Raw genomic sequence first — 20,347 nt, forward strand, 5'->3', positions numbered from 1 at the left:
AGGTGTATACAGATGAACAGCATATATTGTACGGTTCTATCAAGTGGAAGACTTTATCAAGCCATTGCGTTTTTCTTATCGTTGAAGCAAGTAGAAAATGATGCTGTCATCAAGACGTTATGTATGGATGATGCTGCATTTGATTTGCTTCATCAAATGAATTTCCCGCATGTCGATCTTGTTCATGTACGGGATCTTGAAACGCCAGAGCTGTTAGAGATCAAAAAGGAACGAAATGATTCGGAATATTGCTGGACATTAAAACCGATTTGGATTGAGTGGCTATTTAAGCAGGGCCAGGCGGAGGAAGTGACGTATCTTGATGCGGATTTGTTCTTTTATGAGAGTCCGCAAGTGATTTTTCAAAACCAGCCAGGGGCCTCCGTGCTTCTATCAAGAGGGGATATTGTCATTCCAAGTTTTGATCCAGAGGAAGTGAAGATGCTTCAGAAACTTTTAGGGCGCTATAACTCAGGCTTCCTGCATTTTAAAGGAGATGAAGCCGGCCGAAAGTGTCTTAGCTGGTGGAAAGAAGAATGTCTAAAAGAATGCAAAAATGCGCCTGGAGAAGGAAAATTTGGCGATCAGGGGTATTTGGATCATATGCCGATGCTGTTTGAAAAAGTAGAGGATATTCAGACAAAGGGTGTGAATATTGGTCATTGGAATTATGGCCAGCATTCTTATCACGAAGAGAATGGACGTATATGGCTTGAGGATGGAAGCCCGCTCATTTGCTATCATTTCAGCGGTTTTCGGATCTTAAGCAAAGAGAATATGCAGCAAATCCATGAAAAAGGAAGAGATGATTTGCCATTTTTCCAAGAAGCCTATCGGGAAGTGCTGCGTCATGTGATTGAATCGGTAGAGCAAGTCAATCCGATGTTTAACGGCTATGCCAAACTGGAGGAGGATGGCGCATGAATGAAAAGCCGAAGGTCAGCGTCATTATTCCGAGCTATAATGCGAAAGAGCGTTTAGAAGGGAGCCTTTTTTCCTTAACACTTCAGGAAACCGATATTCCATTTGAGGTCATTGTCGCTGATAATGGGTCAACGGACGGCACGATGGAAATGCTCGAAAACATTGAGGTGAACTTTCCGTTCAAAAAGGTGCGTATTCCTGTCAATCAAGGAATTGCCAAGGGGAGGAATCATGCCATTCGTGAGGCAGAGGGAGACCTCTTAATATTTCATGACAGCGATATGCTGGCAGAGCCCCAATTTATTCAAAAGCACACGGAGGCACATGCTAATCATGAGGACCGTGTGATTTGCGGTGTATGCTGGAAGCGAATCTATCGTTATTTTTATACCGGTTTTGATCAAGATCATGTGAAGCGATTAAAAAAACAAGGGCTGTATCAGCGGAAAATGAAAGACAAAACGTCTCTTGTGTCGATGGAGGAAATAAAAAACGGAGCATTTCTAGAGAGAAGCTTCGACTTGCAGTCCGAATTTATTGATATCCTGAAAGACATTTTAAACACGTACGACTATGATTTAAGTTCTTATCAATTGCCGTGGCGATTTTTTATCACAAATAACTCTTCCGTCAAGCGAAAGCATGTCATGGAACTAGGGATGTTTGATGAAAAAATCGTTCGATACGGGTTTGAGGATTATGATTTAGGCATTCGTCTGCATCAGCTTGGCCTCTCATTTGAGCTGCGTGAGGATATTTTAAGTGTGCATCAGGAACATCCAAGTAATTTAACGTCATTCGATGACATCAAATATAACATTTTGTATATGTGCGAGAAGTACAACAATATTGATTCGATTGATGTTCATTTGGCTTTCTCGGGCCCCTTTTCTCATACCGTGACAAACGATATCGTGAAAGACATTCGCCAGCTGCGTAAGAATGCAGCATATGATGATCTGCTCGCTTATTTTTTGGAGCTGCTTCATATGATCACAGAGCGGAATGTGGGTATTAAACGTGATCAAAAGGACGTGCTGACCGCAAAGCATTTCCCTTTGAAAAAGTTGTCAGAGGCGGCCCAGCTTGCCAAGCAGGAACATGGGTGCACGGTGCTGGCAGAAGCCATCCAAGGGCTCACAAAAGAGCTGCTGCATGTTGACTTGTTCCAAGTGGATGTGTTGTAGATGGCATCCTATCATTTCACAACCATTGTGTCCAATACCCATGTATTTAAGCTGCTGGCGCTGATTCATTCACTTGAGCAGACGGCTCAATCATATAAACTTTCTGTCTTATGTGCTGATCCTTTGGCTTACAAGGTGTTAAGTCAGTTTCCTCATCCACATGTCCAATATGAACAGCTTGAAGATGTGGAAGATGATTCGCTGCGAAAAGCAAAGGCGGATCGTACGTTCCACGAGTATTGCTGGACGCTTAAGCCTGCGTTTCTACTCAAAATTCTTGAGTCCTCTGATGCAGATTATCTCGCTCATTTGGATACGGATTTGTATTTTTATCATGATCCAGAGGCGATATTTGCAGAAAATCCACTCGCTCATGTATTTTTGACAGATCATATGAATTCCAAGCGGTTCTATCGTTATTACGAGTTATCCGGCCGTTTTAATACTGGCTTTGTAGGCTGTCGTAACACAGATGTGGCCAAACGGGCTGTGACGCAGTGGAAAGAGAACTGCATTGCGCACTGTACAGTAGAAATGGATACGGAAAAAAAGACATATGGTGATCAGCGGTATGTTGAAAGATGGGTCGATGATTTTGAGGGTGTCCATGTGGTGGCATCTAAAGGTGCCAATGCAGCGATTTGGAATATTGAAAACTATAAGCTTTCCATTGTGAAAGGAGACATGTATCTCGACGAATGTCCACTGCTGTTCTATCATTTTTCTGCCTTTACGATCATTGATGAAAAGAACTTTAATCTGAATTGGTATTACTATATGACAGATCAAAAGCTGGTGAATCATTTGTATATCCCGTATGCGGATTTGGTTCACAAAAAAATCAAACAGGTACAGGAAATCTTTCCTGATTTTCAACAAGGATTTATTGCGAAGAAACATGTTCCCGACACACATTTTTATGAGATATGAAAAAAACCGCTCAGTAAATGAGCGGTTCTTCATTTTACGATTCATTCCATTTCGCTATGGTTTGATCGCTAGGTAGTAAGAAGGCTAGGATGCCTAATATCGGTAAAAAGGCGACACCAATCATGGTAGGCGTTAAACCGACTGCATCAATTAATGAGCCGAGGGCAACCGACCCAATCGCTCCCATACCAAACGCAAGCCCAACCGTTAAACCAGACATTGTGCCAATTTTCCCGGGAAATAGTTCTTGGGCATAGACCACGGTGACAGAGAAGCTTGAAGTCAGAATGATCCCAATGAGTCCAAGTAAAACATAAGCAACAACCGGTCCGGCAAATGGGAGAAGCAGGGCAAGTGGAAAGGATGCCAATAAGGAAATTAAAATCACGGTTTTCTTGCCAAAGCGGTCTGCAAGCGGTCCGCCTATAAATGTCCCAATCGCACCCAATATAAGAAATAAGAAAATATAAGTTTGTGATTCTTTAATCGTCAAACCATATTGTTCAATCGCATAAAACGCATAGAAATTCGAGATCGCATTTCCATACCAAGAACGCGCGAAAATAAGAAAGACGATAATGCCAAGTGCTGTGAGCGCTGACTTGCGGTGAAGTTCAGATCTTGCTGCTTTTGCAGGCGCTTTTTTCGCTTGTGCTCGAATGGTTTGAAGCTTTCTTGCGTACCATCTCGAAATATAGAGAAGGAAACCGACAGCAATCATTCCAACAATCGTAAACCAAGCCACACCTGGCTGGCCGAGAGGGACGAGCATGAATGCAGCGATTAGCGGAGCAAAGGCTTGACCTGTATTTCCACCGACTTGATAGATGGATTGAGCAAGACCGCGTCTAGGACCAGCTGCCATGTTGGCAACCCGTGAGCCTTCTGGATGGAAAATCGCAGAGCCAAGTCCAATAAAGACGACGCACAGCAGGATGGTCGCAAATGATGGCGCAAACGCAAGGCCGAAAATGCCGACAGCACTTGAAAATAATGCGATAGGCAGTGCATAGGGCATCGGCCGTTTATCTGTGTACCACCCGATCGCAGGCTGCATGACAGAGGAGACCATATTTAATGTAAAGGCGATTAGCCCTAATTGAGTAAAGGTCAGCCCCATTGAGCGTTCTAAAATAGGGAACATGGCAGGAATCACGGCTTGCAATGTGTCGTTGAGCATATGGCAAATACCAATAATCAATAAGATAGGATAAACCGTTGAACCGGTGACCGCTTTTTGAGGTTTATTCTTTGTTTGAGCAGCAATAGCCAATGAGACTTCCTCCTTTCATTCAACTTGTTTCTTTTTTCATTCTCCTCATTTTATTCATAAGGTGAACTATAAAACAATAGCAATTTGTCATGATTTTGAAAAAAAGAGACACAAGCGCTTGATGGAGCGTGTGTCTCTAAAGAATTATTGATAGAAAGAGGCGATGACTGGCTTCATTTTTTGAATGACAAGACCGCTGCCTCCACGGTTTTTCACACCTTCAATCATGCCGACGAGGACGTAATCTTCTTTTTTAGGATTAAACGCAAGTAAAAATCCATTTTCAGTACCGTCTGTCGCACCTTGTTTGCTCTTTAGTTCCGCTGTCCCCGTCTTAGCTGCTATATCAGCCCCTTTTATTTGCAACGAGTGAGCGGTTCCGTTTGAATTGGTGACGACTTGAGTCAGTGCGTCCTTTACCGTATTTGCTGTATCCTCTTTGATGATCTGCTTTGGTGATGCTGTTTTTTCATCCTGAATGACTCGAGGGTACACAAGCTTTCCTCCTGTTGCAAATGGAGAATAGGCATGTACTTGCTCGATCGGGGACATGAGTAATTCTCCTTGGCCATATGCTGAGTCGGCAAGTAAGATGTCTGATTTGATTCCGTCGTTAGACACTTGTGCCGGTTTCATTGTAAACGGCATGTTTAAATCATCACCAAACCCAAAGGTTTTCACTTTTTTCTCGTAAGTATCTTTGCCGATTTCAAGGGCTTCCTGTCCAAAATAAATATTATCTGAGTACACGAGGGCATCGACCATATTGACTTGTTCTTTGTCATGAACCCGTGTAATGCGATAATTTCCCCATGATTGATCCTTTTGCCATTTCAGTCCATGAATGGTGCGCACTTTATTAGGCTTTGTGACACCTGTTTCCAGTCCAATGGCTGCTGTAATGGTTTTGAAAGTAGATCCTGGTGCATATCTGCTCGCATATCGAGCTTGGAATGGAAGATCGGGATTTTCACTGTATGCTTGATATTGTTTAGGCGTGATCCCGTTGGTCATTAAATTGACATCGTAAGAAGGGGTGCTGACAAGCGCTAATAGATCACCTGATGATGGGTTCATAATGGTGACAGCCCCTTTTTCACCTTTCAGCTGTTGATAGGCCTTTTTCTGTAAAGATGCATCAATGGTCAGCTTGACTGTTTTTCCGTCTTTTCGGTCTGTTTTTTGCAATGTTTCTTCAATACCTGTTTCATCATGGACAATGAGGATGCTTCCACCATCTTGTCCTCTTAAGTTCTTGTCAAATGTGAATTCAAGGCCGGTTTTGCCGATGATTTGATCCGCCTTTAAGGCTGGATTTCTTTTGATATCATCCGCATTTGCTTTTCCGACATAGCCTGTCAAATGAGCAGCGGCTTCGTTATATGGATAGTAGCGCATTTCCTTCGTTTGATAGGTGACGCCATTTATGTCTTTTGGAATCGGCTTTTGCTCTAACATAGACTTTAGCGGGACAAATGTGTCATCTGTGACCCATGCTTGTTTCAGCTGATTTTGAATCAGCTCTTCCTCTATATCAAAAGCGCTGCTGATTTTTTTGATGTTGCTTTCTTTTTCCGTACCTGTCCCGAGCTTTCCAGGGATGATGCCAAGTGCGTGTCCACCAGTTGTTTCTGCTAACGTGCGCCCTTTTCGATCTACAATATTTCCGCGTACCGCAGGATCAGTTGTCACTTTGATGGTGTCACCCTTTTCCATTTGCGGGAAGATGAGATTTGGTTTCCAGTCTACTTTCCACTTGTTATCAACTTCGGAGAGAACGCCCTTGTAAGAGAGTTTGTTCAGTTTTCCAAGCGACGTTTTCATCGTGACTTCATAGGTGAATTGATACCCATTTCCTTTGTCCTGTTTTTCTACTTTGATGTTTGAGACGTTTAGATCATTTGCACCGATGCCGCTAAAGATATGATCGTATTTTTCGGCAAGTTGTTTTTTAGAAAAGTCATTGGCTTTCAGAGAGCTACTTGTGACCTCATCTGCCAGTTTCGTGAATTCTTTTTTCTTCATATGTTTCGTAAAGGATTCAGCGGCTTTCAGCGCCTCTTTTTCTTTTGAGAAAAGCGTATCTTTTAAGAAAAAGAGAGCAGCTGCAATCACGATGATGCTAAGAAGGGGAATGATGACTTTTTTCTGTTTCCAAAATGATTTTCGTTGATCTGTATACAATGAAAACACCTCAATTTTTGATTAGATCCTCTATAGTTTACAGTTACTGTGTAGGATTTGTATAGTTTCTCCTATGAAAATAGACCAAGACATGAAGTGGAAATATGAATCAAGACACAGCTGCTTCTTAAGGATCTCTTCATTTTTTCTTATGATTTAAAGGATTTTTTATGTGATCATCGAATGTGAAAAATTAGAAAAATTTTAAAAGCATTTTCATGAAGGAGGAATTGTGATCGTTTATAAAAAAGTGAATCTGACTGGACTTGTTCTTGGACCGATCTTCTTTTTGCTTATTTTTTTGCTCATTCCAGAAAGTGAATTAACCTATGCACCAAGAGTGGTACTGGGCGTTACGGCTTGGACTGCGACATGGTGGGTCACAGAAGCTTTGCCTATACCGGCTACTTCTTTATTGCCCATCATCCTTTTGCCAACACTTGGCGGGCTATCAATGGAGCAAACATCAAGAGCTTATGGAGACCCGATTGTTTTTATGTACATGGGCGGATTTATGATTGCCATTGCTATTGAAAAATGGAATTTACATAGAAGAATGGCCTTACATATTTTAAACATCATTGGCACAAGAAGTGACCGTATTGTATTAGGGGTTATGATGGCAACGGCTTTTTTATCTATGTGGATTTCAAATGCAGCTACAGCACTGATGATGCTGCCGGTGGCACTAGCTGTCATTAAAGAGGTGAAGGCGAACGATATTTTGTCAGGTGCATCTCTTGACCGATTCAGTAAAAGCATTCTATTATCGGTCGCTTATTCAGCCTCTATTGGCGGGCTGGCGACACTCGTTGGCTCTGTGCCAAATGCTGTTTTTGCGGCGATGTCAAAAAAGCTGTTAGATCGCGAAATTATGTTTTTTGAATGGTTTTTGTTTGGTTTTCCGGTGGCGGCTGTTCTGCTTATTCTCTTATTTCTGTATTTGACCAAGATACAGTTCAAGGTAGAGCACACAGGGGAAATGGGAGCAGCGTTTATACGGAAGGGTTTAGAGGATTTAGGCAAAATGAAACAAGAAGAAAAATGGGTTTTTGCTATTTTTCTCATGACGGCTTTTTTATGGATCTTTAAAATCTTTTTGTTTGGCGGGCTTACTGTCTCCGATACATCCATCGCGATCTTTGGGGCGATGCTGTTATTTCTCATTCCAGCGACAAATGGAGAGAGAATACTAGAATGGCAGGATATGAAACAGCTGCCGTGGGGGCTTTTGCTTTTGTTTGGAGGTGGGCTTTCGCTCGCTACAGGATTTGCAGAGACCAATTTAACAGGATGGATCGGGGAAAATTTACAGCATTTAAATGGGCTGTCGTACCTCATGCTGCTAATTATTTTAACGGCTTCTATTTTATTTATGACCGAAATTATGTCTAATACAGCAGTTGCGAACATGATGATTCCGATTACAGTTGGGCTTGGACTTGCAATTGGCATGGAGCCTTACGGGTTAATGGCTGCGGCTGCGTTAGCATCTTCATGTGCATTTATGCTGCCAATTTCCACACCACCAAATGCGGCTGTCTTTAGTGCGGACGTGCTGAAAATATCTGATATGGTCAAGGCTGGCTTTTGGCTAAATGTGATCAGTATTGTAGCGATTGTGCTTGCGGTTTATTTCTGGCTTCCGGTCGTGCTGAGATGAAGACTTTGATCGAATGGAGACTTTTGGTGTTTTTGTTTCTTTTGGCTTCGGTACTGAAGCTGCCTTTTTGAGGTGCGGGTCCTTTGGCGTGTAATAGGTGGCCCCAATGTTGAGTCTGCCTTTAAGCTGATCAATGGAAAGCTCACCAAACTCTAAATGGTAATCAATTTTGTCCACATGCAGTGATTCAATGTGAATGTGCGTATCCTCAGAGACAGGCGGAGCAGGTGCAGACATTTTTTGCTCAAGAGCGGTAAGTCTTTTTTCCAGCTCGACGACAGATGGAGATGGACTGGATTCAGTTTTTTTAAAGAGTGATTGAATGAAATGTTTCAAGTAGACCACAACCTTTTCTTTCGCCTTGCTCTAGTCTATGGAAAAGCTGCCCGGTATATACTTATAGAGATACATGAAAGGGGAGAAGTGCATGCTGCCTACACGCATTCAGATTACTCATATGAAAACGAATACGATTGGTACAGGGTCCTCGATGACATTTGGTTCAACGATCGTACGAAATCACTGCTCGACGATTAAAAGAAACAATGGTTTTGGTGAACAAAATGCGGATGGCGTGATCACGATCTTGCCGATTGAATCGATTGATGATCGTGATCTAATAGACGCAGTCAGTATCAATATTCGTCATCTATGATAATCGCAGTTGCTTTTCCTTCATCTTTTTGCAGACGAATGTATAGCACGCCGTCTTTAAAGGCCGCATTCATTTGACCAAGAATCATATCTGGGAGCCGAATTTTTCTTTCAAACGGACCATACTTTCCTTGTTTTTGGCGAAAATCCTGTTCGTTAAAAAAGGAAAAACGCTGTCCTTTTACAACCAAATATTCACCATATGACAGCACCTGAACATCTTCCTTCCGGTAGCCAGGCAGATAAATTAAGTACTGAAATTCAGTAGGGGTTTCCACAATGTCGACTGGTGGAAACGATGCATCTGTTCCTCGCTGATCTTGCTGCGAGAATGTAAAGGGAGACGGACCATTTGCCATAAAGGGAGATCTTTGCTCATCATCGAATATCATTTTCCAAAAATCATCTCCATGCATTTGCTGGGCAATGTCCATCCACTGCTTCATTTTTTCGAAGTCCATGTGAAGACCTCCTGTTAACATACTTGATGGGTGCTCGCATATACCTATAAAAAGGAGGTTTATCTGTGGTTCAACCAACTCCGTATATCAATATTAATATTTTCATGTTAAAAATTAATTCCTTTGAAAATGCGTCGGCGGTGAATGTCGGACAAAATTTGTTAGCAGAGTGGCAAAACTCAGATAAAAAAAATCAGGGGTACGGACAGAATTTTGGAGATGCCAGCGGTTTTGTCGGAACAAAGAGCCATGTAGATGATCGAGATCAAGTGGACTCACCTGCCTCTTTTTCGCCAGCAGCTAAACCTATTCCAAGGAAGTGATGTGTGATGTTATTCTCACCCTCAGTCGTCAATGTCGGTGCTTTTAAAATCAATGCAATGGATCGGGGGGCATCACTGACGCTAGGACCTTATCAGCAGATCGATTATTTTCTATCGATGAAATTGAACCAAGGTTTTGGTGAGGACAATGGAGATTGTTCACCGCTTGTCATTCCGATTTCAAGCGTATTAGATCCAGATATGGTGGACTCAAATTCAGTGAAAAACAGTGTGATTTAAACAAAAAAGAGACCGGGATTCCCCGTGTCTCTTTTCTAATGTGTTTGATTCAAATGGCTTTTGCGTCTTGCGTAGGTGAAATACACAACGACACCAATCGCTACCCAGATGAGGAAGGCTCTCCATGTTACCCATGAAAGGGTTGTTGCGAGTTTGATACAAATGACCGCACTGATGATCGGAAGAACAGGTACGAATGGTACTTTAAACGCTGCTTTGAGATTCGGGTGTTTTTTCCGTAAAATGATGACGGCGATTGAAATCACCGTAAAGGCTGCAAGCGTACCGATGCTCACTAAATTCGCAAGCGTTGATAAATTCACAAAGCCTACGATACATGCCGCAACAGCGCCTGTCAGCCAAGTGTTGGCAACCGGTGTCTTCGATTTTGGATGAACGTTTGAAAAGATTTTTGGCATGAGTCCATCTCGGCTCATCGCAAAGGTTAAACGCACCTGAGCGTAGACAAGTGCAATTAACACGGTCGTAATCCCGATAATAGCGCCTGCCGATATAATACCAGCGACACTATTCAGGCCAACCACTTGAAGCGCAAAAGCGACAGGGTCACTGACATTCAGCTTCGTGTAGTGAACCATGCCTGTTAAGACAAATGAAACCCCGATGTATAATATCGTACAAACGCCGAGCGCACCAATGATTCCGATCGGCATCGCTTTTTGCGGGTTTTTGACTTCTTCTGATGCATTAGCGATTGCATCAAATCCAAGGTAAGCAAAAAAGACAGTTGCCGCTCCAGCAATCACGCCATGGAAGCCCATTGGCATAAAAGGTGTCCAATTTTCAGGTTTAACGTAAGCAAAGCCTGAAATGATAAAGAGGAGGACAATGGCAATTTTGATGAGCACAATGATGTTATTCAGCTTTGTGCTCTCTTTTACGCCTCTTGAGACAATAAAGGTAATGAGTAAAATAATGAGTGCGCCTGGCAGGTTAAAGATGGCCCCATCAACGGCTCCAGGTGCAGCCGATAAAGCCTTCGGTATATGCAGACCGAATCCACTGAGCAGTGATTGAAAATAGGACGACCATCCACTGGCTACAGCAGAGAGGGCAATCACATATTCAAGCATGAGATCCCAGCCCATTAAGAAGGCGAGAAACTCCCCAAGTGTTGCGTAAGAATACGTATAGACACTTCCTGACACTGGAATGGACGAGGAAAATTCAGCGTAGCAAAAAGCAGCAAGGGCACATGCGATCGCAGCCAAAATAAAAGATATAATAATCGCAGGTCCCGCATCTTTCGCAGCCGCAACCCCCGTTATCACAAAAATTCCAGTCCCGACCACACAGCCAATGCCAAGCAAGATTAAATCAAATGTATTCAAAGAACGGCTCAGCCGCTTCGTTTGACTTTCAAGTATGAGCTGGTCGAGAGACTTTTTTCTAAATAAAGAACTCATGTTGACCTCCTAATGGATAAATCTTTTCGTAAGACGAATGTTAGTATATGCGCAAATGACAATTTAGTCAATTGGTTGAAAAACGCTTTAAATCACTAAAGTATTAAATGTCACAAAAGTCTAATGTATATGAAAAGACATCCGCCGTCATTGACAGGCGGATGTGATAACAGGAGATTTACGTTTGTTCTGCAAATATTTTTTCATTGTACAGCACACTCGGATGGCTTGGGTAATGGGCTGAGGATGCAAGATGATGGGTTTTGGCTTGATCTAAATCACCGAGCTGATAATAACAATAGCAAAGCTGAAGGTGAGGATACCATGTTTTATATTGTGTCAGTGTAAAGGCTGTTTCGATTTCGGGCGCTTTCAGTGCCTGCTCATACCAATAGATAGCTGCTTTATGTTTATTTTGTGCTTTGAAATGATCCCCAATCCGGCAGCAAAATTCTGGACGGGGCTGATCATACAGGAAGGATCGCAATAAGGAGGATAAGGCGGCTTCCTCAAAACCGACTGCATAATAGCAGTCAGCTAAGTTTTGGCATGTGCGAATTTCATCCTCAATCCAGCATTGTTTTGTGGCTAAAAATTTGTGATAAAAGCGAATCGCCTTCACATGCTGCTTGTTATCTCGTAATTCATTGGCGAAGTAAAAGAGATCACGAGGTGTCATCTCTTCGCCTTTTGCAAGCATGTTTTCATAAATGCGCAGATTGCGTCCAGGCTCTCCAGCGGTTGTTTTCTTACGCTTTTGATGGGTGACGGCGATATCAGCCGGTAAGATGTTGCCATACACCTGAAGAAACTCATGAACGGCCCCATACCACTGAAAGTTCAAGGCACGCTTGACGAGCCGATTTCTTCTATATTTAAAATTCACCTGACCGTCCTCACTAAATCCAACGTGGTAAAACATCGAGACGGCATCTACTGCGGGATCAAGCGTCTGTTTGAGCTGAAGCAGTTTTTGCTGATCCTCTTCAAGCAGGACATCGTCTGCATCCAGCCATAAGATATACTCTTTTGTCGCATGGGAAAAAGCGAAATTGCGTGCTTTTGCAAAATGCTGCACCCATTCAAAATCGAGCACCTTTGCTGAAAAGGAGTGAGCAATGTCCTTCGTTTGATCCGTTGATCCTGTATCAACAATGATCATCTCATCTACAATGTCTTGAACAGAAGACAGGCAGTCAGCCAAAACCTCCTCTTCATTTTTCACAATCATACATAAACTAATGGTTATCATCTTTAGATCACCTCTTCATAGTGTATCGAGCATCAAAAGGAAACATTCTTTTCAGCAGCGGGTTTTTTTAAACTAGTTTTCTGCTACTGGCTGATTTAAAATAAAGGAAGAATCTATGTAAGGGCTGATAAAATGAGTTTATTGAATGTAGAAGGATTATATAAAACCTATGGCGAAAAAACGCTGTTTGATCATATCTCTTTTCATATAGAACCAAAGGAACGAATCGGGTTAATTGGACCGAATGGAACAGGGAAGTCAACGCTTCTGAAGGTGATCGCAGGGCTTGAATCATTTGAGGAAGGCGACATCACAAAGGCAGGGACACTTGATATCGAATTTCTTGAGCAAGATCCTGAAATGAGCGGAGATGAAACGATTCTCGACTATATTTATTCAGGAACAGCACCAATGATTCAAACAATGAAAGCCTATGAAAAGGCGCTGGCTGATTTAGAGCATGATCCACAAAACGAGGCAAAACAAGAAGCGCTTATGCGTATGCAAAATAAAATGGATCAGGACGACGCATGGGATGCGAACCTTTCGGCGAAAACGATTTTGACAAAGCTTGGTGTCAAAGATGTGAGCCGTTCTGTTCATGCGTTATCAGGCGGACAGAAAAAGCGTGTGGCGATCGCCAAAAATTTAATTCAGCCTGCGGGTTTGCTGATTTTAGATGAGCCGACGAACCATCTGGACAACGCAACCATTGAATGGCTGGAAGGGTACTTGAGTCAATACAGCGGGGCTGTCATTCTTGTGACCCATGATCGTTATTTCATAAACCGTGTCGCCAATCGGATTTATGAATTAAATCAAGGGCAGCTTTACACGTATAAAGGAAATTATGAAGTCTTTTTAGAAAAAAGAGCGGAACGAGAAGCAGAAGCTCAAGTAAAAGAAACGAAACGTCAAAACCTGCTTAGACGTGAGCTAGCATGGTTGAGAAGAGGGGCAAAGGCTCGAACGACAAAGCAAAAAGCGCGTATCGGCAGAGTGGAAGAGCTGAAGGATCAAAAGGGACCTGATGCAAAAGGAGAGCTTGATTTCGCAATCGGTTCTCACCGGCTTGGAAAACAAGTGATTGAGGCAGAAGAGATCAGCATCACATTTGCTGGTCAAACCCTTGTGGATCAGTTCAGTGATTTAGTCGTGCCAGGGGATCGTATCGGATTTATCGGACCAAATGGAGTGGGCAAAACGACTTTACTCAATTGCCTGGCGGGTAAAATCGAACCGACGAATGGACAATTGACCATTGGGCAAACAGTCCGCATTGGCTATTACACGCAGGACCATAACGAAATGAACGAAGAGCTGAATATCATTGATTACATCAAAGAAACAGCTGAAATTGTCAAAACGGCAGATGGCGTCATTGTGACAGCAGAGCAGATGTTGGAGAGATTTTTATTCCCTAGATCCATGCAGCGCACGTTTATCCGCAAGCTGTCAGGGGGAGAGCGCCGCAGATTGTATTTATTGAAGGTATTGATGGAAGAGCCGAATGTTCTCTTTTTAGATGAGCCGACGAACGACTTGGATACAGAGACACTGAGCATTTTAGAGGATTATTTGGAGCAGTTCCCTGGCGTAGTCATCACCGTGTCGCATGATCGTTATTTCTTAGATCGAGTCGTCCATCGTCTGCTTGTGTTTGAAGGAAATGGACGCATTTCACACTTCCAAGGTGCTTACAGCGATTACATGGAGCAAGAAAAAGAGCTGAAGCGGACAGAGACAAAACCTGCTGAAAAACAAGTAGAAACTGCCCCTAAAAAGAGAAAAAAACTATCCTATAAGGATCAGCTTGAATGGGATGGCATTGAAGATCGGATACAAGCTTTAGAGGACAAACACCAACAGCTCGAAGCTAGTATTGCAGAGGCTGGCAGTGATTTTGGGAAAATTCAAGAGCTGATGGACAAGCAAAAAGCCGTCGCTGAAGAATTAGAACAAGCGATGGATCGCTGGACAGAACTGTCTATGATGATTGAAGAATTAGAAAGTAATGAAAAATAAAGGTTGGCAAAAAAACTGTAGAGACATTCTACAGTTTTTTTTGATAAGAACATTTGGCATAAGCATCGTGCTGATGAATGGATTCTTCATTTCGGCACTCAATTTGAAAGCCTTTAATCCAGTTTTGCTCATACAGCTCTGCTGCAATTAACCTCGCAACATCCTCTACAAAACGTGGGTTTTCATAGGCCTCTTCTGTCACTTGTTTTTCATCTGGTCTTTTGAGTACAGGGTAAAGGGGCGCACTCGCATTAGACTCGATGATCTGCAGTAGATCTGCTTTCATGTCGTCAGGGAGTTGGCTTTGTTCAAATAGCTCTACCTGAATCGATACAGTGCCACGCTGATTATGTGCGCCGTATTCACTGATTTCTTTTGAACAAGGACATAACGTTGTCACCTGAGCAGTGCAGCCAATATGACAGAGCCATCCGTTTTCTTCATGAAAGTGGATGTCGTATTGCACGTCTGCATGCATCAAACCGGACTTTCCGGTGATAGGACTCTTTTTTTCCATGTACCACGGAAAGGAAACTTGAATCGAAGCAGACGGCTGATTCATATGCTTGGCAAGCTGTGCCGCCAATTCTTTTAAGGAATCCACATCAACCGGCTTTCCGCTCTCATAAAATGAGTGAAGCTGCTCGGTGAGACGGCTCATATGAATGCCTTTTTGATGAGCTGGCAAATATGTGCTCAGTGTAAAATCAGCGGAAGCGGTTTGGTGCCGTGGAGCCGTTTTAGACAAAATATGTACAGGGTACGACACACGGCAAATTCCGACCTGTTCCAGATCAAAATAAAAGTCCTGTTCGGTTTGTTGGATGTCTATCATGTCCTCTTTTTGACAAGGTTTTGTTCTAGCGCTTGGCTGGACAGAACCGAATTGGGCGTGCCGTTCTTTTTTGGATGGAAATGAACGCATATGGTACCTCCTTTAAAACGTAATGGTTCCTATTTATTTTGCATCAAGCGACAATGGAAATCAAGTGATCAAACCTTAACGTTTACGTTAAGGTTATAAAGATGTATAATAAAATATGAATTGATGAGCAGGAGGCACTGGCGATGGAATGGATGAAAATTGATCAAGTGGCGAAAAGAAGCGGTCTGACGAAACGGACCATTCGTTTCTATGAAGAGATTGGTTTATTATCAGCACCAAAGCGGACAGAGGGCGGTGTCAGGCTGTACTCAGAGGACGACATGGAAGAACTAGAAAAAGTAATGCAGGCAAAAGAGGTACTCGGTTTTTCTTTACAAGAGCTTCAATCGTTTATGGAAATAGGAAAGCAGTTAGAGCTGAATAAAGAAGGCTACTTGCTGTCGCTTGATCCGAAGGAACGATTAGAAAAGCTGTTAGATATTGAGGCGCAGCTAACTGTGCAGCATCAATTGATTACAAAAAAGCTAGAAACGATTCAATCCTTTAAAAAGGATCTTGAAAAGATGAAAGAAAGAGCGGCTCATGCCATTGAGCAATTACAAAAATAAACACCTCAGCGTGTTTATTTCAGCGTGTAGACAAACCCTCGCATTCTTTGTCAGTCCTGCGTGCCGGTCACGAATGACAAATTCGCTCCGCGCCAGTACTCGTCCTTCCTAGGGCTGCAAAGGTTTTCTATCACGCTGAAAAAGAAGACAAAGGGCTAAAATAAAGTTCATTTTAGCCCTTTGTTAAACAACTGTAGGAAAGGTTCTGATGGAATGAAGGAAGAAGAAGTATTAAAACAGCGTACGAGTCTGCTTAGACAGCCAAAGGCCGTCTGGGCGGTGGCCTTTGCTTGTGTGATTTCATTTATGGGAATAGGACTTGTAGACCCGATTTTGCCAGCCATTGCGTCGCAATTACATGCATCTCCAAGTCAGGTGTCTCTTTTATTTACGAGCTATTTGCTTGTCACCGGCTTTGTGATGTTTTTTACCGGTTTTATTTCTAGTCGTATTGGTGCCAAATGGACGTTATTATTAGGACTCATCTTTATTATTGTCTTTTCTGCTTTAGGCGGGACCTCTTCAACGATTAATGAATTAATTGGCTTTAGAGGCGGATGGGGCATTGGGAATGCCTTATTTATTTCAACGGCATTATCAGTGATTGTCGGTGTGTCTGTTGGAGGAAGTGCGAAAGCCATCATCTTATATGAGGCGGCACTAGGTCTTGGGATTTCTGTTGGGCCGCTCCTTGGCGGTGAGCTTGGAACGATCTCTTGGCGCGGGCCATTCTTTGGCGTGGCAGTGTTAATGCTCGTTGCTCTTTTAGCTATTATTTTTATGCTTCCACCTATACAAAAGCCGCAGAAAAAGGTGAAGTTATTTGAAGCTGTTGGAGCCTTGAAATACAAAGGGCTTTTAACGATGGCATCTGCTGCTTTCTTATATAACTTTGGGTTCTTTGTTCTCCTAGCTTATTCGCCATTTGTGCTACATCTTGATGAGCATGGTCTTGGCTATGTCTTTTTTGGATGGGGATTATTTTTGGCTGTGACATCTGTCTTCTCAGCGCCGGTCATTCATGGCAAACTGGGGACATTGACAGCTCTTGTTGTTCTCTTTGCTTCGTTTGCTGTGATTTTATTCGGCATTGGAATATGGACTTCACATGTGGTCGTGGTCATTTGCGGTATTGTCATTGCTGGGGGTATCCTCGGTATGATCAATACGGTGCTGACGACGGCTGTAATGGGATCAGCTCCTGTTGAACGTTCAATTGCATCATCCTCATACAGTGCTGTACGATTTATTGGCGGTGCGATTGCGCCTTGGATTGCGGGAGTTCTCGCTGAAACTTACACAGCAAGCACCCCATATTATGTAGGGGCGGCAGTTGTTCTCTTAGGCATGGTGATCCTGCTTCTTGGTCGTAAGCATTTGGTGAATATCCAGGCAGGTCATTAAATAGAAAAAGCCTTATATCTGCAAACGATATAAGGCTTTTTTGTCGTTATAATACTTTGGTTGTCCAGGATTCACAATTCCAAGTTTCAGTGGCCACATCTTGATAAAATTCAGGTTCGTGGGAAATCAATAGGACGCTGCCTTTATATTCTTTTAATGCGCGTTTTAATTCTTCTTTCGCATCGACATCCAAGTGGTTTGTCGGCTCATCGAGAACAAGTAGGTTGGTTTCTTCATTGATCAGCTTACAAAGGCGGACCTTCGCTTTTTCACCACCGCTTAAAACAGACACACGGCTTTCGATATGTTTTGTCGTTAAACCGCATTTGGCAAGGGCAGCTCTGACTTCATATTGTGTGTACGATGGGAAGGTGCTCCACACCTCTTCAATACAAGTGTTGCTGTTTTGTTCTTTTACTTCTTGTTCAAAGTAGCCAATATGCAGGAATTCTCCGCGTTCCACCTCACCAGAAATGGGGGTGATTTCTCCAAGAAGGCTTCGGAGCAGTGTCGTTTTTCCAATACCGTTGGCACCGTATAACGCAATTTTCTGCCCGCGCTCCATTTTTAAATTCAATGGACGAGAAAGCGGTTCGTCATACCCAATGACTAAATCTTTTGTTTCAAAAATCAATTTCCCTGATGTACGTGCAGGTTTAAAGTGGAATTCTGGTTTTGGTTTTTCCGCCGCTAATTCAATTATGTCCATTTTATCGAGTTTCTTTTGACGAGACATCGCCATATTTCGAGTGCTGACACGTGCTTTGTTTCTCGCGACGAAATCCTTTAATTCAGCCACTTCTTGCTGCTGCCTTTTATACGCTGCTTCTAGCTGCTGCTTTTTCACTTCGTACACTTGTTTAAATTGATCATAATCACCAACATATCGCGTGAGTTCTTGATTTTCGACATGATAAATCAAGTTAATGACACTGTTTAGGAACGGGATATCATGTGAAATGAGGATAAATGCATTTTCATATTCCTGCAAATAGCGCTTCAGCCACTCAATATGCTGTTCATCTAAATAGTTGGTCGGCTCGTCAAGAAGAAGAATTTCAGGCTTCTCTAACAGCAATTTCGCAAGCAGTACTTTTGTACGCTGTCCGCCGCTCAGCTCTGTCACATCACGATCGAGCCCGAGATCTGTTAACCCAAGACCTCTTGCAATTTCCTCTACCTTGGAATCAATGATATAAAAATCATTGTTCGTCAGGGCATCCTGAATGACGCCTACTTCTTCTAAAAGCTTTTCTAGCTCATCAGGATCTGCTTCACCCATTTTTTCGTAAATGTCATTCATTGCGGCTTCCATTGAGAATAAATAATGGAATGCATCTTGAAGGACCTCGCGAATGGTTCTTCCTTTTTCAAGCACGGTATGCTGATCGAGGTAGCCGACACGGACATTTTTTGCCCATTCGACCTTTCCTGCATCTGGCTCAAGCTTGCCAGTAATAATATTCATAAACGTTGACTTTCCTTCACCGTTGGCGCCGATCAAGCCGACATGCTCGCCTTTTAATAAACGGAAGGAGACTTCGTGGAAAATGGCTCTGTCGCCAAAGCCATGACTTAAATCTTTAACAGATAATATCATTTTTTACACCTCAAATAGATTCAAAACGGCTAGTGCCTCTCATGATTATATCGAACTGTCCGGCTCGATAAAAGCATCAAAAGAAAAATTGCGTTTCAAAGCTGATTTTGAGATACTTAAGGATAGATTGAATGAGGATAAAGGAGATCAACATGACGGAAAATTGGGCATTTTTTAAAGAAGCAAAGCCATTTATTCAAAAGAACTTTGAAGCGGCTGGCTTTGAGAAGCCAACAGCGATACAAGAACAAACAGCAGAGTGGATTATGGAAAAACGCGATGTGATCGCAGAATCACCGACTGGAACAGGGAAGACCCTTGCGTATGTTCTGCCGCTTTTAAATAAAATTGATGTGACTATCAAACACCCGCAAGTCTTAATCTTGGCACCTTCAAGAGAGCTTGTGATGCAAATTTTTGATGTCGTGCAAGAATTCAAACAAGGTTCAGACATCAAAGCTATTTCCTTAATAGGCGGGGCAAACATCAAGAAGCAGCAGGAAAAGCTAAAAAAACACCCGAATATCGTGGTGGCGACACCGGGCCGCGTACAAGAGTTAATCAAAATCAAGAAACTGAAAATGCATGAAGTGAAAACGATCGTGTTAGATGAGGCAGACCAGCTTCTTGTCCCGGAGCATATGAAAACGATTCAAGCGATCATTAAATCCACATTAAAAGAAAGACAAATCCTTTGTTTTTCTGCGACATTGAAAGAGGAAACCGTTCAACTGATCAAAGAAATGACATCTGAACCAGAAGTATTGAAAATTGCTAGAAGCGAGGAAGAAGCGCAGAAAGTGGGTCACTATTATCTGTTATGTGATCAGCGTGACAAAGTGAAACTGCTGCAAAAGCTATCACGGCTTGAGGACATGCAGGCGCTCGTTTTTGTGCGTGACATTACGAACTTAAGCATTTATGCAGAGAAATTAGCGTACCATCATGTCGACCTTGGTGTCCTTCATAGTGAAGCAAAAAAAGCTGAGCGTGCTGTGATCTTAAAATCATTTGAACAGCGTGAATTCCCGCTCCTTCTTGCAACAGATATTGCAGCAAGAGGAATCGATATTGATGATCTGCCATATGTGATTCATGCAGATATGCCAAATGAAGAGGGCTACATCCACCGTTCAGGCAGAACCGGACGCGCAGGAAAAGAAGGCGCAGTCATCAGTCTTGTCACACCTCAAGAGCAATCAATGCTGAAAAAAATGGCGAAAAAGCTGAATCTTTCGCTTGAAGAAATTGTGTATAAGCAAGGCCAGCTGCACCTTGCGCCCAAGCAGGCATAAGAAAAGGACCC

The 20,347-nt window shown here is 42.7% G+C and carries 19 protein-coding genes; 11 read left to right on the plus strand and 8 right to left on the minus strand.

All coding sequences use genetic code 11. The features are described 5' to 3' along the window. The first annotated feature begins 12 nt into the window (after nt 1-12). From NST57_RS03885 to NST57_RS03895, 3 genes are read left to right on the plus strand one after another with little or no spacing between them, the layout of a single operon-like run. Nucleotides 13-924 (plus strand): putative nucleotide-diphospho-sugar transferase, encoded by a 912-nt coding sequence (locus tag NST57_RS03885; RefSeq protein WP_341298090.1) that lies wholly within the window; start codon nt 13-15, stop codon nt 922-924. Further along, nucleotides 921-2,111 carry a glycosyltransferase family 2 protein gene (locus NST57_RS03890; protein ID WP_341298091.1) on the plus strand — a complete coding sequence of 397 codons (1,191 nt, stop codon included), beginning with the start codon at nt 921-923 and terminating at the stop codon, nt 2,109-2,111. Before NST57_RS03885 ends, NST57_RS03890 begins: the two co-directional genes overlap by 4 nt. After that, complete coding sequence (locus NST57_RS03895) at nt 2,112-3,041, plus strand: putative nucleotide-diphospho-sugar transferase (RefSeq protein ID WP_341298092.1); 930 nt, start codon at nt 2,112-2,114, stop codon at nt 3,039-3,041. 34 nt (nt 3,042-3,075) lie between these two features. Here the strand turns inward: NST57_RS03895 and NST57_RS03900 are convergent, their stop codons facing one another. Further along, a complete protein-coding gene (locus NST57_RS03900) occupies nt 3,076-4,314 on the minus strand; it encodes an MFS transporter (protein WP_142154330.1) in 1,239 nt (412 codons plus the stop codon). A 144-nt stretch (nt 4,315-4,458) separates the two neighbouring features. Continuing rightward, complete coding sequence (pbp4, locus tag NST57_RS03905) at nt 4,459-6,498, minus strand: penicillin-binding protein PBP4(5) (RefSeq protein ID WP_341298093.1); 2,040 nt, start codon at nt 6,496-6,498, stop codon at nt 4,459-4,461. Nucleotides 6,499-6,730: 232 nt separating this feature from the next. Between pbp4 and NST57_RS03910 the strand changes: the two genes are divergently transcribed. Then, nucleotides 6,731-8,161 (plus strand): SLC13 family permease, encoded by a 1,431-nt coding sequence (locus NST57_RS03910; protein ID WP_341298094.1) that lies wholly within the window; start codon nt 6,731-6,733, stop codon nt 8,159-8,161. On the opposite strand, the gene NST57_RS03915 is transcribed toward NST57_RS03910, so the two are convergent. Continuing rightward, nucleotides 8,093-8,497 carry a hypothetical protein gene (locus NST57_RS03915; protein WP_236810279.1) on the minus strand — a complete coding sequence of 135 codons (405 nt, stop codon included), beginning with the start codon at nt 8,495-8,497 and terminating at the stop codon, nt 8,093-8,095. The two genes, NST57_RS03910 and NST57_RS03915, sit on opposite strands and share 69 nt — an antisense overlap. Nucleotides 8,498-8,588: 91 nt before the next feature. Here NST57_RS03915 and NST57_RS03920 point away from each other — a divergent pair, with 91 nt between their 5' ends. Further along, complete coding sequence (locus NST57_RS03920) at nt 8,589-8,816, plus strand: hypothetical protein (RefSeq protein WP_341298095.1); 228 nt, start codon at nt 8,589-8,591, stop codon at nt 8,814-8,816. Here the strand turns inward: NST57_RS03920 and NST57_RS03925 are convergent. Next, nucleotides 8,797-9,276, minus strand: coding sequence for an Hsp20/alpha crystallin family protein (locus NST57_RS03925; protein ID WP_008344182.1), 480 nt, complete (start codon nt 9,274-9,276; stop codon nt 8,797-8,799). The two genes, NST57_RS03920 and NST57_RS03925, sit on opposite strands and share 20 nt — an antisense overlap. A gap of 65 nt (nt 9,277-9,341) precedes the next feature. On the opposite strand from NST57_RS03925, the gene NST57_RS03930 reads away from it, so the two are divergent. Next, nucleotides 9,342-9,599, plus strand: a complete 258-nt coding sequence (locus tag NST57_RS03930; protein WP_008344180.1) for a hypothetical protein — start codon at nt 9,342-9,344, stop codon at nt 9,597-9,599. A gap of 6 nt (nt 9,600-9,605) precedes the next feature. Beyond that, on the plus strand, nt 9,606-9,839 hold the full coding sequence (locus tag NST57_RS03935; RefSeq protein ID WP_008344178.1) for a hypothetical protein: 234 nt from the start codon (nt 9,606-9,608) through the stop codon (nt 9,837-9,839). 35 nt (nt 9,840-9,874) lie between these two features. Here NST57_RS03935 and NST57_RS03940 read toward each other — a convergent pair whose 3' ends face one another. Together NST57_RS03940 and NST57_RS03945 are read right to left on the minus strand one after the other, a co-directional pair. After that, complete coding sequence (locus tag NST57_RS03940; RefSeq protein WP_341298096.1) at nt 9,875-11,266, minus strand: amino acid permease; 1,392 nt, start codon at nt 11,264-11,266, stop codon at nt 9,875-9,877. A gap of 178 nt (nt 11,267-11,444) precedes the next feature. Further along, nucleotides 11,445-12,518, minus strand: a complete 1,074-nt coding sequence (locus tag NST57_RS03945) for a tetratricopeptide repeat-containing glycosyltransferase family 2 protein (protein WP_341298097.1) — start codon at nt 12,516-12,518, stop codon at nt 11,445-11,447. Between the two features lie 132 nt (nt 12,519-12,650). Between NST57_RS03945 and NST57_RS03950 the strand changes: the two genes are divergently transcribed. After that, entirely contained in the window at nt 12,651-14,543 is a 1,893-nt protein-coding gene (locus NST57_RS03950; RefSeq protein WP_341298098.1) for an ABC-F family ATP-binding cassette domain-containing protein, read from the plus strand. Nucleotides 14,544-14,571: 28 nt separating this feature from the next. On the opposite strand, the gene folE2 is transcribed toward NST57_RS03950, so the two are convergent. After that, nucleotides 14,572-15,468, minus strand: coding sequence for a GTP cyclohydrolase FolE2 (gene folE2, locus NST57_RS03955; protein ID WP_142154346.1), 897 nt, complete (start codon nt 15,466-15,468; stop codon nt 14,572-14,574). Nucleotides 15,469-15,611: 143 nt separating this feature from the next. On the opposite strand from folE2, the gene NST57_RS03960 reads away from it, so the two are divergent. Continuing rightward, a complete protein-coding gene (locus NST57_RS03960; RefSeq protein ID WP_142154347.1) occupies nt 15,612-16,037 on the plus strand; it encodes a MerR family transcriptional regulator in 426 nt (141 codons plus the stop codon). 213 nt (nt 16,038-16,250) lie between these two features. Beyond that, a complete protein-coding gene (locus NST57_RS03965) occupies nt 16,251-17,441 on the plus strand; it encodes an MFS transporter (RefSeq protein WP_341298099.1) in 1,191 nt (396 codons plus the stop codon). A 46-nt stretch (nt 17,442-17,487) separates the two neighbouring features. On the opposite strand, the gene NST57_RS03970 is transcribed toward NST57_RS03965, so the two are convergent. Further along, nucleotides 17,488-19,041 (minus strand): ABC-F family ATP-binding cassette domain-containing protein, encoded by a 1,554-nt coding sequence (locus NST57_RS03970; protein WP_341298100.1) that lies wholly within the window; start codon nt 19,039-19,041, stop codon nt 17,488-17,490. Nucleotides 19,042-19,193: 152 nt separating this feature from the next. On the opposite strand from NST57_RS03970, the gene NST57_RS03975 reads away from it, so the two are divergent. Beyond that, nucleotides 19,194-20,336 carry a DEAD/DEAH box helicase gene (locus tag NST57_RS03975; RefSeq protein WP_341298101.1) on the plus strand — a complete coding sequence of 381 codons (1,143 nt, stop codon included), beginning with the start codon at nt 19,194-19,196 and terminating at the stop codon, nt 20,334-20,336. Nucleotides 20,337-20,347 lie beyond the last annotated feature (11 nt).

Source organism: Bacillus sp. FSL M8-0077 (assembly GCF_038050255.1).
Lineage (GTDB): Bacteria > Bacillota > Bacilli > Bacillales > Bacillaceae > Bacillus > Bacillus altitudinis.